The sequence below is a fragment of the Paenibacillus thiaminolyticus genome (assembly GCF_003591545.1).
In the GTDB taxonomy this organism is placed as follows: Bacteria; Bacillota; Bacilli; order Paenibacillales; family Paenibacillaceae; genus Paenibacillus_B; species Paenibacillus_B thiaminolyticus_A.
In genome coordinates, this window is the sequence record NZ_QYZD01000026.1 from 44,769 (window position 1) to 59,122 (window position 14,354).

15 protein-coding genes are annotated in these 14,354 nt (G+C 52.2%); all 15 read right to left on the bottom strand.

The window, feature by feature from the left end:
- Positions 1 to 142: 142 nt before the first annotated feature.
- Positions 143 to 1,300: a cation:proton antiporter gene (locus DQX05_RS22255; protein ID WP_397335874.1), complete on the bottom strand. Its 1,158-nt coding sequence runs from the start codon at positions 1,298 to 1,300 to the stop codon at positions 143 to 145.
- Between the two features lie 506 nt (positions 1,301 to 1,806).
- Positions 1,807 to 1,974 carry a hypothetical protein gene (locus tag DQX05_RS31040; protein WP_182914644.1) on the bottom strand — a complete coding sequence of 56 codons (168 nt, stop codon included), beginning with the start codon at positions 1,972 to 1,974 and terminating at the stop codon, positions 1,807 to 1,809.
- A 378-nt stretch (positions 1,975 to 2,352) separates the two neighbouring features.
- Positions 2,353 to 3,084 carry a BofC C-terminal domain-containing protein gene (locus DQX05_RS22265; RefSeq protein WP_119795658.1) on the bottom strand — a complete coding sequence of 244 codons (732 nt, stop codon included), beginning with the start codon at positions 3,082 to 3,084 and terminating at the stop codon, positions 2,353 to 2,355.
- A gap of 89 nt (positions 3,085 to 3,173) precedes the next feature.
- Positions 3,174 to 3,965: an ABC transporter permease gene (locus DQX05_RS22270; protein ID WP_182914871.1), complete on the bottom strand. Its 792-nt coding sequence runs from the start codon at positions 3,963 to 3,965 to the stop codon at positions 3,174 to 3,176.
- Complete coding sequence (locus DQX05_RS22275; RefSeq protein WP_119795660.1) at positions 3,962 to 4,885, bottom strand: ABC transporter ATP-binding protein; 924 nt, start codon at positions 4,883 to 4,885, stop codon at positions 3,962 to 3,964. The genes DQX05_RS22270 and DQX05_RS22275 overlap by 4 nt, the downstream gene beginning before the upstream one ends.
- Positions 4,882 to 5,079, bottom strand: coding sequence for a PLD nuclease N-terminal domain-containing protein (locus DQX05_RS22280; RefSeq protein ID WP_119795661.1), 198 nt, complete (start codon positions 5,077 to 5,079; stop codon positions 4,882 to 4,884). The genes DQX05_RS22275 and DQX05_RS22280 overlap by 4 nt, the downstream gene beginning before the upstream one ends.
- Before the next feature lie 23 nt (positions 5,080 to 5,102).
- The gene (locus DQX05_RS22285; protein ID WP_119795662.1) at positions 5,103 to 5,333 is read right to left on the bottom strand and encodes a sigmaY antisigma factor component; all 231 of its coding nucleotides are present in this window, start codon (positions 5,331 to 5,333) and stop codon (positions 5,103 to 5,105) included.
- Positions 5,330 to 5,740 (bottom strand): YxlC family protein, encoded by a 411-nt coding sequence (locus DQX05_RS22290; RefSeq protein ID WP_119795663.1) that lies wholly within the window; start codon positions 5,738 to 5,740, stop codon positions 5,330 to 5,332. The genes DQX05_RS22285 and DQX05_RS22290 overlap by 4 nt, the downstream gene beginning before the upstream one ends.
- A complete protein-coding gene (gene sigY / locus DQX05_RS22295; protein ID WP_182914872.1) occupies positions 5,724 to 6,296 on the bottom strand; it encodes an RNA polymerase sigma factor SigY in 573 nt (190 codons plus the stop codon). Before sigY ends, DQX05_RS22290 begins: the two co-directional genes overlap by 17 nt.
- A gap of 285 nt (positions 6,297 to 6,581) precedes the next feature.
- A complete protein-coding gene (locus DQX05_RS22300; RefSeq protein ID WP_259392176.1) occupies positions 6,582 to 8,627 on the bottom strand; it encodes a DUF5050 domain-containing protein in 2,046 nt (681 codons plus the stop codon).
- The gene (locus DQX05_RS22305; protein WP_119795665.1) at positions 8,608 to 9,843 is read right to left on the bottom strand and encodes an ABC-2 transporter permease; all 1,236 of its coding nucleotides are present in this window, start codon (positions 9,841 to 9,843) and stop codon (positions 8,608 to 8,610) included. Before DQX05_RS22305 ends, DQX05_RS22300 begins: the two co-directional genes overlap by 20 nt.
- Positions 9,837 to 10,709, bottom strand: a complete 873-nt coding sequence (locus DQX05_RS22310) for an ABC transporter ATP-binding protein (protein WP_119795666.1) — start codon at positions 10,707 to 10,709, stop codon at positions 9,837 to 9,839. The genes DQX05_RS22305 and DQX05_RS22310 overlap by 7 nt, the downstream gene beginning before the upstream one ends.
- A 68-nt stretch (positions 10,710 to 10,777) precedes the next feature.
- Entirely contained in the window at positions 10,778 to 11,983 is a 1,206-nt protein-coding gene (locus DQX05_RS22315) for a transcriptional regulator (protein WP_119795667.1), read from the bottom strand.
- 17 nt (positions 11,984 to 12,000) lie between these two features.
- On the bottom strand, positions 12,001 to 13,068 hold the full coding sequence (locus DQX05_RS22320) for a beta-glucanase/beta-glucan synthetase (RefSeq protein WP_119795685.1): 1,068 nt from the start codon (positions 13,066 to 13,068) through the stop codon (positions 12,001 to 12,003).
- Positions 13,069 to 13,148: 80 nt separating this feature from the next.
- The gene (locus DQX05_RS22325) at positions 13,149 to 14,354 is read right to left on the bottom strand and encodes a M56 family metallopeptidase (RefSeq protein ID WP_119795668.1); all 1,206 of its coding nucleotides are present in this window, start codon (positions 14,352 to 14,354) and stop codon (positions 13,149 to 13,151) included.

The window sequence follows — 14,354 nt, forward strand, 5'->3', positions numbered from 1 at the left end:
TATCTGGCGAACATATGTGTTCACTCCATTATAACACAGATCGAAAGGAAGAGAATGAGTCTTTCCGCGCTATTGGCAGGCTCGTACGGGGACATGCCGAACAGAAGCGGCGGGGGCCGCCAGCCGATCGTCATGTCTTCCGTCAAGACTGCTTTGCGCCCTGCCCAAAGGCCAATTTGAGCATCGGCGGTGTGACGAGCGTCGTCACGATGATGACGATAACGAGGGGCGTGAACAGGGCGGGGTCGAACAGCGCCCCCTCCAGACCGGTAGTTGCGATGATGAGGGCGACCTCGCCGCGGGATATCATCCCCGTCCCGATGCCGAACGCGCTCCGGCGGCTGAAGCCCGTCATGCGCGCGCCCAGCATGCAGCCGAACAGCTTGGTGGCAATCGCGATAAGCGAAAATAGCAGTATAAATCCAACATTCTGGCCCAGCCCGGCGAAGGTGACCTCCAATCCGACGCTGACGAAGAAGACCGGCACGAAAATTCCGTAAGCGATCGGCTCCAGCCGATGCTCTACCTCCTGCTTGAAGTCGGTCTGCGAGATGGCGACGCCGGCGGCGAACGCGCCGATAATGCCGGCCACCCCCAATTGCTCCGCGCCATAAGAGAAGGCGAAGCAGATGATGAGCGCCGCGCTGATGACCGCTTCGCTGACCTTCAGTGGAGCGAGCCATCTCATCAGAAGGGGAACGACAAAGATGCCCGCGGCAATCGCCCCGGCGAAGAAAATCACTTTCTTGCCGACAATCCATCCGAGGGAAGCCTGCTCCGTCCCCGCTCCGAGAAAGCTGAGCATGAAGGCCAGCAGGATGACGACGAGTACATCATCGACGACGGCGGCTCCGAGAATCGTCGTTCCTTCCCTGGAGCTGAGCTGTCCGAGATCCTTCAGCGTCTGAACTGAGATGCTGACGGAAGTGGCGCACAGCAGGAGCCCGATGAACAGCGACTGCCCTTGATCCATCCCGAGCGTGGTTCCTGCCAAATACCCGCCGATGAAGGGCAAAATAATGCCGCCGAGCGCGACGGCGACCGAGGCTTTCCAATTCTGCTTCAACTGCTCGAGATCGGTCTCTAGGCCGGCGATGAACATGAGCAGAATGACGCCGACCTCGGCCATGTCGCGAACGATCTCCCCATTGGTCACCCAGCCGAGCACCGCAGGGCCCAGAATGATGCCAACGATCAGCTTCCCCAGCACAGAGGGCTGGCCCAGCCTTACCGTCAAGTCACCGGCCAGCTTGGTCGCCGTCAGTACAATGAGGAGCATCAGCACGATATCCATGCGCATTCTCCTTCCTTGGAATCAGACGATTCTTATCATTCCGCCGCAGCGAACAAAAAATAGGGGGGCTCATAGGCATTGAAAAGGATTGAGGAGACGAGTCAACAGAGAATGCAGATGCGGGAAAAAGAAAACGCTCGCATAAGACTGTACAGATCGGAAAAACGGCAGCGCGCACTACGGCGGATGGATCAAGCAATGAAATCCTGCGTGGATGCAGCAATTTCTGCTATTTAAACCGCTATTTGATGAAATTCCTGCATAAGTCAGGCTGTTGAGAAACTCCAGGGGATTTTTTGGCACTTCATTTTTTATGTGGTGGATCTCGTCTCTCAGTAGAAAAAATCGATTTAAAACGCTATGGGTGCCGAATTTTGAGTAGGAAAATGGATAATTTCCACCCCTTCGTAAAAAACAGGGGTTTTCCAACGGCCTGAAAACTGCACCATTCCCCTAGACATGTCTATCCGGTAGGCGAAATCCGCAAAACTGCACGATTTGTCCAGACACGCCTATTCGGTAAGCGAAATCCTGCGCAAATACAGCAATTCGATATGGACGACTTTACCAGAAAGGGAATCCTGCATAACTGCAGGAATTTCACCCGTTTCGCTTGAGCTTGAAGCAAAAGGGCCTAAAATGATGTAGATTTGCAGCAATTCCTCGGGATGTGGACTCATTGAGCCGAAATTCCTGTAAAATAGCAGCAATTCCCTCCACACGTTCAAGCCCCAGGAGGCAACGATGCCTCCAGAAGGCAATGATGCTTCCTGAAGGCGATGATGCCCCCAGGATCCGACGCGGTCTCTTGGATCCCGTAAAATCAGGCCGTTGAGAAGTCCACGGGGATTTTCGCCACTTCATTTGTTATGTGGTGGATCTCGTCTCTCAGTAGGAAAAATCGACTTAAAACGCTCTGAGCGCCAAGTTTTGATTAGGTAAATGGACATCTCCACCCCTTCGTAAAAAGGCGAGTTGAGTTTTGACATCAGGGGGCTGTCTCCATGTAGTTGAATACTACTTTGGGGACAACCCTCAGTTCGTATAATATCCGGTCGTCAATTATCCTCCTCCGCCGGCTTCATCACTTTCTGCGAGGCTTCCACCGCATAATCGCTGAAGGTGGACAACACGCTGTGGTATTCGTCGGTATCCGTAATCAGAATGCCGTCATACAGCTGCTGAAGCACATTCGGCGGTAGCGCGCTCTCCATCGATTCAATATCAATTTGGAAAAAGGTCCGAATCACTTTTTTCTCCGCAGGCGGCCCTTCGTACAGCGTCAGATTCCCGTCCTCGTCGAGACTGATGCGGGCATCCTTGCAGCGATCGGACATTTCCTCAATCTGTTCCTCCATAATGACCCGGCCAGCGTCATCCATCATGGCGCCCCAATCCGGATGATTCAGCAGCAATTGAATGATACCAGCCGAAGTATGTTTGCCCATCGTCTCATCCCGCTGGCCGCAAATGAATTGCTGGCGGTGAATGACTTCACGCTTCCGATCGTCCTGCTGAAGCAGCTGATTCAGCACCAGCCGGGAAGAATCATGCAGCTTCGCGAACTCATCATCATGCAGCAGCGAGAAGGTCTCCATCGAAATGGGCGTCTCCCGCTCGTAAATGAGCTGCCGGATCTCCATCGACATGCGAATACCTAAGGTCAGGGCACCAAAAAATAATACAATAGCGACTAGCCACCAGATCGGGCCTTTCATGCGGCGGATATCCTGTTTCCATTGCTTCACTCGAAAATAGAACCGGGAATGGGAACGATGTTCTCGAGTCATGACAATCCCCTCTTACTTTTTTATCCATAGTTTGACCCAATAGAGGGGGATGTTATACCATTTTTACCGCAGAAGCGTCTTCGAAGACATCAACGGCCATCCGGGAGTAGGCTGTTCCGGTTCTGCAGCAGGATGACCGCCAAGATCGCGCATCCGATGCTGAGAACGATGGCAACAGCGATCGCCCCGCCGAACGATTCGGCCCGGGCGCCCGGCATCAGTTGAGCGACCGCATCAGCGGGCAGAGCCGAAGGCAAGTAGCGAGCGCCTGGAACGCGCCAGCTCTGGACAAGCGACAAGAGCAGCACAACTGCAAGAGTCAGGCCCGCAGACGCCGCTCCGCTGCGCACACAGCTGCTCATCAGGAGCGTAACGCTGCTTGCGAAGAGCATCCACAGGGCGTAGCCGGCTCCGGCCGCCATACCCTCTGCGACCGGCACAGGTCCGAACAGCTGCGCCGTATAGTACCAGCCCGCCCCATATCCGCACAGGAAGGACACCAAGGTCAGCGTTGCGGCTCCCAACCATTTCGAAGCGACAAAAGCCCCGTAACCTACTGGGCGGACCAGGACAGCACCGGCAGTGCCGGTATGGATCTCGCCCGAGATGGATGACATCTGCGACAATACGAGAACGAGAAGACCTACCGTTCCGAACTGGTTCAGCATCTGCGCCATAATCTCTCCCGCCTCCAGTTCCGGGAAGGCCATATTCATTCCTTGCGGCATGCTTCCCGACCATGCCAGAATGTCGGGCAGGAACTTCATCACGAGAGGCTGGCTGATGCCAAGCATAATGAATACGAGCGGCACCCAGAGCAATTTGTAGCTGCGAACCATTTCCAGCCATTCTTTGCGCGCAAGCACATGCCATCGGCTCATGAGATCATCGCCTCCATAAACATATCTTCCAGACTGGTTACGCCGCATTCCAGCCGAAGAAGAGGAATATCCAAGTTCGCCGCCTCCGTCAGCATCGCGCGGCGCGCCTCGCCCATGCTGCGCACCGTGAATTCCGCCCGCCCCCGGGCGATGCGGCTATGCTCCACTTCCGGCTTCCCTGCCCAACGCCGCAGCCAATCTAGCGCGGCAGGATGCGGCTCGACCTCGACGGTCAACCGGGGCCGCTCCGCTCCGCTTCGTAATTGCTCCCATTGCCCTTGCATGACGATGCGGCCTCGGTTCATCATGATCAGATCGTCGCATAATTCCTCGGCATCGGACAATATGTGAGTGGAGAACAGTACGGTGGTCTCGCTCGCTATCTGCTGGAGCAGCGTCATCACATCTCTGCGGCCAATCGGATCGAGCGCCGATACCGGCTCGTCCAGAATGACGAGCTTCGGGGCCCCGATCATCGCTTGGGCAATGCCGAGCCGCTGCTTCATCCCTCCCGAGTATCCGCTGATGCGGCGCCGCCCCGCATCAGCGAGCCCGACCTTCTCCAGCCATTGCGACGCCGCCGACCGCGCTAGCTTGCGGGGCATGCCGCACAGCTCGGCATGATAGACGAGCCACTCGCTTCCGCTCATCCAGCCATAGAAGGCGGGCGTCTGGGACAGAAAGCCTACCCATTGGCGCAAATCTCCCGTCGCAGCCGCCCCGTCCTCTTGCAGCAGCCGCACTTCGCCGGATGTCGGCCGGATAAGCCCGGCGAGCATATGCAGCGTCGTCGTCTTTCCGGCTCCGTTCGGCCCGAGCAGAGCCGTGCAGCAATGCTTGCGTATGCTGACCGTCACGTCCTGGACCGCGGTATGCTCCCCGTATCGCTTCGTCAACTGATGTAATTGAATCGCATTCATGCCGCATCTTTCCTTCCCATAATGAAATAAGCGATCGTCCCCGGGATATTCAACAGGACGATAATGATCGCCCACAGCCATTTCGGACCGTTCGCCCGCTCCGATCTAGCCAGAGACACCAAGGCAACGCACATCAATATGAGCTGGACCGCAAGCAGTGGCGCAATCAGCGGCCATAGCATGTTTTCCGGCATACTGGCTCCTCCTCCCCATATCATCAGCCTAGGCGATCCCGGTTGCGCTTCTTCCGCCAAGGCTTCACTACGAACAACAAATAGCACAAGAGCGGCGTCGGCGTGCCTGTGAAGCCCCATATTCCCCAGAACCACGGATATTTTCCCCGCTTGCGGGCATCCAGGAACAGCCATGTGCCTTGCACAAGGAGGATAACCGCAATGAGAGGCCATAGCCACCACGGAACTTCGGCGGCTGTATAATGTCGTTTCATTCGTGCTCACCTTCTTCCGAAGCGCGAGGCGGCGACTTCACGAGACAGAACATCACGCCGCCCAATAGAGCCGCCGCCTGGAAGCCTGTAAAGGCGCGCCAATCTGTCATGGCCAGCGACAACCCCCCGCCGACGAGAATGCAGGCCGCCCCCCAGAGCAGAAGCAGCTCCTTCCACAGCCGGCTGCGCTTGCGCCGGGAGCGGCTGTGCAGCATGCGCTGCAGCTGCTCCACATCCGGAATCTCGGCATTCCGCTCGCTTGCCTGATCCAGGCTGGCCCATGCTTGGTGCAGCCTTCGCAGCGAGTCGCTGTCGGCTTCCCATTCCGCAGGCGCCGGGTCCGTCTTGTTATTCCCCGGCTCGGCAGTCATCGGGATATTCAGCTTCTTCTTATTGCGCTTGTTCATCTTTGCTCCACTCCTTCCGCAGCTTCACCAATCCGTAATGGATTCGGGATTTGACAGTGCCTTCATTCACGTTCAACATGGCCGCGATCTCGGGAATCGAGTAGCCGTAATAATGCTTGAGCACGATCGGTGCGCGCTGCTCGGCCGTCAACGCTCCCAGTTGTTCAAGCAACAGCGACCATTCCACATCGCTCGATTCCATATAATAGCGAAGCTGGCGGGCTGCCTGCTTCTGCTCCGCTTCCTGCCAACGCTGCTCTACCTTTCTCCTTCGCAGCATATCGATATACAGCCGCGAGCCGATCATGATGAGCCACGACGAAAACTTCATTTTCCCGTTATACGTGTGTATTTTCTCCATGCAGCGCACCATCGTGTCCTGCACGACATCTTCCGCCACGCTCGGGTTCATCGTCAGCTTCAGCATATATTTGTGTAAAAAGGAGTAGTGTCGATGCAATAAATGGGCCAACGCATCGGTATCGCCGCGAACGGCTCGCCGAATCCACTCCTGCTCCTGATCCACTTGTTGCCCGCCCCCCTTCTCTCTTGACATCAGGTGAAGTACTCATATTACGTTTCAGTCTGTCCGATCGTTCAATCGGGAATTACAAATGGACCCAAAATTATCGCTGCATGCAAAAAACTCTTAAGACCCAGTGTAGACTGTTTCTTAAGAGCCTGTTGCTTTTTTTGAGAGGTGCCCGTGAATTACTTCAGCCAATCCAAAATGGCCTTGATCGCAATTCTATGAGTGCCGATCTGACAATACTCGGCTCCGCCTTCTTCCTCGGTGAACCTTCTGCCTGTTACCGTGTTGGCGTTGGCAAGGCGGTCTAAGCTACTCCAGGAAAAGCGAGTCATTGCGCCCATCCCGGTCGATACGGTATTTTTTCAGATCCGCCTTATTGACATAGAAAATATAGTGATCGTCGCAACGAAAGTCGAGCGCCGTTTTATCCGTTATTTTTCGGATTACCGAATCGCTCAAGCTCATGGCATAGATTTTTTGCTGATCCTTGCGATTCAAAAAAAGCAGTTCTGTATCGGTCAGCACGAAATAATCCGTAATAATATCGGGAAGCACCGTTTCCGTATCCGTCTTCGTGTCGTACTTCGCCACCTCGGATTTCTCATTGACATAATAAATATCCCGGCCGTCAAAAGCGGCGCTTCGCAAGACCGGATACCGGATAATGACATTCGCGCGCCCTGTGAAGGTATTGAACTTCCTAATCTCGTTCTCGCCAATGAAGTAGATGCTATCGTCATCCAGAAAGAAAGAGCTTACCGTGTTAAAAAAGCGCAAATCGCTCTCATCCGCGTGAACGAGCCCCAAAAAATTGCTTTTTTCCGTGTTTACATTCTTTTCAAACACAATTCTCTCATTGAAGGTCGAAGTATCTACTTCGATAATGGACAGTCTGTCAACGGCTTCCCGAAATTGCGACTTGTCGTAATCATATTTCATATAGTAGACAAGAGGACCGTTGCCATAAATACTATTCTCGACCTTGGTGAGTGATTGCAGCGGATTGCGAATTAAGCTTCTTGTCTTGCCGGTTTTTTTATCCTCGAAAACGATTCGGCTATCATTCAGATCCGTATCATCCACATGAAACCGGTAGCGCTCATTCTCAAAAGATCGCCGGGAAGACCAATTGTAAATATCAGCGTTGTCCGCGTTCTCCATCGGGACACAGCCGGCAAGGCTGGATACGCCACAACAAAGGATGAGCGAAAGACCGAGCGGCCTCGCCCAATGGCGCCGTTGCCTTGCGGCCCATACATTCATATGCCGAGCCAGGATTACGATCAACATCCCGATACTGAGGCACAACGTGACGGCGAACAAGATAAGCCAGACAGGGCCGGATACTTCCCGGAACACGACGTCCATCTGATCCGTGAATATATTATGATGGTATTCATTGCCTCGGAAATAACCGGTCGCAACCATAAACCCGAGCGGCCCCGGCACAAAATATTTGGATGATTCCAGACTAAATCCGAAATATGGGAGCAGGATCAAGGCGGTACAGGCAAACAGGGTAAGCGCATATTTTTTGATGCACACTGCCACACACATGATCAGCATCGCAAAGCTGAGATTGCCGAATATTTTACAAGCCGTCACCGTCAGAAAAGTGCCGAATAACGAGATGTTCTTTGTAGACATTCCGAAGTATGACAGGCTTTGCAGCGGATAACTCCCATTCTCCAGGCCATATTTTAAATCGAAAAACCAATATCTCAAGCCGGACATCAACAGGCATAGGATGATAACGCTCACGGATACCAGACCTATTTTGCAGATGGCCTGTGTCTTTGTCCCTTTATGCACGGTGAGGATGAGGGGATCCATTTTGCTGTCGAACTCGTAACAGAATATAGGAGTCACGAGCACCAGCAGCAAGGCAAGAAATAACAAATCAAGACTGTCGTTCGATAACAACCCGTCCCAGCCGTTCGTGTACAGAAAATACCGGTTGTCCGGATGTTCGCGGATATAGGCAAATTGGTCATAAATCAGTTTAAAGCCTCTTTCATTTTGCACGGTTGTCTCCAGCGGACCGGATAGGGCTTCAAATTCTTCCTCTGAAATCTTCCCGTCATACCAATTATCGTATGCTTTGCGCAGCGCGATATTGGCGTCGGATATTGTTTTGGATTCGTTGGCGAAGAACCGTTCCGTGTCCTCCGAGTGCGGACCATTGACTTGATCCAGGTAGTAAGAATACGGCCCGGAGTTCATCTCGATATCCTGGTTGGAGGGCGTGTCAAAGCCAATCAGGGACGCCATGCTGAAGACGAAAAACAGGCCGATAAATAATAAGCCCTTCTGATGGACAAACATCTTTTTCATCTCATAGCTCAATAATGACACGCTGTCTTCCCCCTTGTCTGCAGAGAGCGTTCTTCCTGACCACAATCGCTATGCCTGCCACACATATCGCCCCCCAGGCTGCCGCAATCAGCAGGGCCGGAACAAAGCTGAGCACGGGAAAGCCGAACAGATTGACAAACTCCGTGTTGCGAAACAATTCCCGATTCACCACCAGCATGAACGGATTAAACATTTTGAACAGAACATGCCCGGAGCCCATGTACGCCTCCTGCATATAGATGCAGCCAAAGCCAGCGAACAGGCTAATCATGTAAGGCAATAACGCATTTTTAAAAAGGCAGGAGAGCAGCAAAAAGACGAATCCGAGCACTAGCATTCCCGCTGTTTTCACTATGCCGGATAGCAGCGCGTAGTAGCCCAGGCTTATGTTCAGCGGAGCATTCGCGAAATTTTCAATGGCGTACAGAGGGGAGAAGGCACCTTCCCATGAGCCAAAAATAACCGAAAATGCCGCAAAATCAAGCAGCCAAAACCAGAAACATATGCTGCATACAAAGATGGCCGTTGCAAAGATTTTTGCCATAACCGTTCTGGTCCCGCCGGATTGCGCGGTCAATAACAGGGTGTCCATCTCCGTTTCCTTTTCGGATACAAAGACGTTCACGATGCCGTACAGACAAAGCAGAAGCACTAAAAACGCCGAAAAATCATAGTGAACATAGTATTGATACATTTCCGTATAGGAAAAATCCGTTATCGCTCGTCCTGTAAACCGTTCCGCAATGGCCGCGTTTTTGCGGTACTCGTATTCATTACCGACCGCCTTATAAAATTCCATATTGTCCTTGGCGGCGGTTACGACGTCATTGGCCAACCTTTTGTAGTTGTAGGCATACTCCATCGGATTGACGAAGCACCAGCGGAAGAAATAGTAATCCCGATACACATTCCCCGTGAACGTATTGGGATTGTCGTTCGTCTTGCTTGCGGTGCGATCGGCAGTTTGGTTCTCAAGAGGCCGATAAATGGACATCAGCTTCCCGATTTTTTCGTTCGTGATTGTTCCTCCGAAGTCCTTGTACATCTCCCAATAGAGGCTCTTCCACTCCGGATCGGACGTTGGGGACAGCAGCGAGTCGGCATCATAGATGCTGTATATTTTGACCACGCTCAGTATGGAAAAGAGAAGTAGCGCTACAATAATTGACCTTTTGAGAAAATGCTTGCGGCATTCAAAAAGAATTAATTTTACCATTGTTCGCCCTCTCCGAAATAGTACAGAAAGACATCCTCCAAATTGGCCTGTACATTCACGGCATGGTCATCCGGTTGTTCATCGGCAATGACCCGCAAATGAATCTCGTCACGCTCCCGCATCATATTGCTGATCTTTAGCCTTGACAGCTTCTCATCGATCGTCGCATCCGTGGCCGTCACCGACCACACCTTCCCCTCGATTTCCTCCGCGAGCGCCGCTGGAGTATCCTGCTTCAAAAGCTGCCCGTCCTTGAGCAGAATGACCTGGTTGGCGATAAATTCAATATCGGAAACGATATGCGTGGCCAACAAGACAATGCGGTTCTCGGAAAATTTGGTAATCAGATTCCGGAAGCGGATTCTTTCTTGCGGGTCAAGACCGGCTGTCGGTTCGTCCAGAATTAAGATGTCGGGATTATTGAGCATGGCTTGCGCGATACCGACGCGCTGGCGCATTCCCCCGGATAGAGCCCCGATTTTTTTGGTGGAGGCGCTGCTTAAATTTACGATATCCAATAATTCTCTCGCTCTTTTTTCGCCTTCTTCCTTAGGAATGTTTTTGAGCACGCACATATATCGTAAAAACTCCATCACCTCAAAATTTTTGTAGAATTGCGGGTACTGAGGCAAATAGCCGATACGGGATAAAAAGTTGATCCCCATGCTCCTGACGTCCACATCATTGATCGAGACCTGCCCTTGATCGCTTTTTAAAATGCCGACAAAAATATTAATCAGCGTCGTTTTCCCCGCGCCGTTCGTTCCGAGGAGCCCGTAAATGCCGTTCTCCAGCTCGGAGGTGAAATCTTTCAATGCATATTTGCCTTTATACTGCTTTGAAATTTCTTTAAAGGTTACTTTCACAAATCGGCCCCTCCCATAGAAGTGAGGCACTTTCTTCGGCATGGCAAAGAAAGCGTCCGGCTTTCCGTTTAAAACTGACTGATCACCATTTTCGTATCAATTCCGGCCTGCTTCGAGCCCAGCAACACAATGCAAGTTCTGGTCTCATCCACCAACTTAATGATCGGCTCATTGGCCATATACAGCTCCTTGCCTTCACTGGAGATGATCTGCTCGGCCTCTACAGCGCCTGTGTCCGTGTTGTAAATCCGAATTTTCCAGACCGATCCATCCGACACCGGCGCCGCGAAATAGCGTCCGGAGTTAGAGCCCGCAATGTTTCCGCTTTCCTTTTTTTCGTTCAGCGTAATCAGCTTCGTCTTCCCGCTAAGCGGATCCATTAGCAACATTCTTCCGGTAGCCGTCGTAAAATCTTCGGCCAAAAACAGATGCTTATTGTAAGCCGTTAGTTCCTTGCAGGTGTAATTGTCAAAGGTCTGATTCGACAGTCCGGAACCATCCGTATTGACGATTCCGCAGGTGTCGAAGGAAGGCTTGCCCGGAACGGCGGGGATATCCAAGCTTTGCGCCTTGAACGCAAGTCGCTTGTCCTGATCGGTAAATCCGATTTGCTCCAAAGTAACCATGCCGGAACGCACCGCCGCATCATCCGATGCCAAATCGATAATCGTTGTCTTTTTTTCCGCTTTCCAATCATAGAGATACAGTCCGGCGGATGTGGCATAGGCAACTTGACTTCCATCGGCAGACAGCGCAATCGCTTCAAACGATAACATCATTTCATCGCCTTCCAGCAATGAATCGAGATCGAACTCGGAGATCGGCTGTAAGTTCGCATCGTACAAGATGCAGTGATACTGGTTCGCGCCATTCGTCATGACGATGCCCCCGCCATCACCACTGACCAATGTTTCTCTCACTGCCGCGTATCCGTTTTCAATAACCCAATAATTTTCCCGTTCGAAGGCGGGCTGCGGAGATGACGCTGCGATCTTCCGGGCTCCCAAATCATACAAATAGAGTTGATCAGCCGAAATGAGAACCTGATTGCCGTGCGCGTAATAAATATTTTTGATGCCGCCTTCTATATTCTCCAGGTTCAAATCTGACACAACGCTCGGCTCCGCAGCGCCGCCCTTGCTTTCAGTCCGGGAGGTCGGATCGCCGGGTTGAACCGGCTTATTTGGGCTTGCGCCGCTGGAATTGAATTGCAAGCATCCTGCAGTAAGCAGTACGAATATGGCCAATATGACGCTCAACCGTTTCATGTTCATGTCACCCTTTTCTCCAATCATTTGTATAGTAAGAGGGACAAGGTCTTCTGCAAAACAATCACATCATCGGGGAAATCGGCCGCATTCACGGGAACGGACACCACATAAATCGTGCTGAAATCGTCCAGCTTTTCCAAATCAATATCCATGTCGATTACCGCCACCTCTCCCTTGGCCAGCTCCGTGTCAAAGGAGCTTCCGTCCTTGCTTGTTACCGCCTGATGATTGATAAATAGCGTGTTCCGATACCGAACTCCGGGATGGCCGAATATTTTGAAGCTAACGTGAAGGGTTCCGCTGTCATTGACCTTAACGTTGTCGCGCTTGACCTCGCCGTCAATATACAAATCGCTAAACATGCGCTGCTCCAATGTGTCCATATCTACGGCCTCCATGCCGCTTTGCGCTTCCAGCAGTTCCTTCGTCACCGGCTCTGTCGACAGGCGGACATCGCTTGCATACTCATATTGCGGGATAGAGGAAGGATCAAGAGCATCCGCGTCTTTGTTAAAATACAGGGTTCCTCCCGCTTCCAACGTACTGTGATAGCCGCCGTACGAGCTTGTCTCTTTCATATCCGGGATAAAGCCCGGATTGTACATGCTGGCGATGCTGATGCCCAGGGTATCCCCCTTCTTGCCTGTGACCGGGGTGAACACGAATGTGAACGGCGTGTCTTTATCATCCTCCTCCAGCTCAAAAATGTGCATATATTCGTAGGGCGCATCGGTTGTGTTAAATTTATAGGGCTGCGGTATCCCGTCTACAAATACGAGAAAGCCGACATTTTTGGCTTTTCCCGAAGCGTTCACGGAATAAGGAATTTTTATCTCGCCGCCATCGTAGCGCAAGGAACGCATTTTCCCGTTCTCATCTAAGTCCGGATTGACAAACCCATGACCGATGCCGCCCAGAATGACAGTTTCCTCATTACCCGCTTCAAACGGATTCTGATTTCCGTCGCCGGTGGCATTGGATTCACCCGGATTTGGATTTGAATTCGGATTCGGATTGGAACAGCCCGCTGCCAACATGACGACGATGAGCAGACAAGAAACTAACCTAAAAAGCCATGCTTTTTTCACAATGTCATCCCCCTTCGATATTTCCAGCCGATTCACTAAGAAAGAATTGAATTCCTGAGCGTGCCTGCTCTGCCGTGTCCTTACTCGATCTTGATTAATTTAGGTCCCTCAGCAGCCGGACCCTCCATCTCCACCTTTTGCTTTCCCTGGATTAATCGTGGAGAGGCATCGTTAGGAAGAAGCTCATGCTCAGAGGCAGATCCGTCCTTACTTGCGTCGAGGTGATGTACTGGAGAAGTTGATTCAGGAGGATGCTTCACCGGAAGCTTCTCTACCGGATCCGCTTCCACCTTCGACAAAGGCGCGGGTTGGACGGGATAAGGTGACGGCGCGCTCAGCGTTAACAGCGTACCCGTGCTTAACGTCGCCGCAATAACGAGCGCCACAATGGGCGTCCCCCATTTTTTGCTTCTGGCATCCATGATGGAGAGAACCCTGTTTTTCAAGCCTTGCTTGCTGCCATAAAAATTGGTGGAAAATACGGTTTGCGCTACGGACTGTTTTTTTAGCATCCCGATAATGGCTTCGACATATTGTTGCCGACCGGCGATATCCTTGTTTTTGACCACTTCCTCGTCACAGGAGAGCTCGCATTGAAGGGCGATTTCTCTTGCCATGACGTAGACGACTGGATTGAACCAGTGGAAGGCGGCGGCTACGAACACGAGTGCTTTATACCATAAATCTCTTCGCTTCAAATGTACCAGCTCATGCTTAAAAATCAGTGGAAGCTCGTCTGAGGGGATCTTGTTGGATGGAAGCAAAATGGTTGGCCGGACAAAGCCGAGCAGCATCGGACTGGAAATGCCGGGACAAGCTTGCAAAGCAACTTGCTGTCTTATTCCCAGCTTTGCTTGAACATCATGCAGCATATGTAGCGCTTGCCGGTCGCGAATCTCCGTGCTCCACCGTGTCACCATTTGCAGAAAGCGCCGGTGCCGAATGGTGTGATAGGCCAGAAATACAACGACTCCTGCAAGCCACAGACCGCCAGCGACGGCCTGCCACGGAATAGCTGATGACGTCGCCGCTGCGGACACGGCTTGGCGGGCGGAGCCGCTGTCCGTCATCTTCACCACAGGCAGCAGCGTATCGAGACGGATCGCCGAGACGTGCGGATGAAGCCGGAACGGGATAATGAATCCGAGTATGATGACCAGCCATGCATAGTAACGTCCTTTTGCCGTGAAGGTCTTCGCAAGCAGCGGGGTAATCGCCATATATAGAAGGGCAATGACGGACATCGAAAGCGAACATTCCAGCAATGCAATCATAAATCCCTGCAC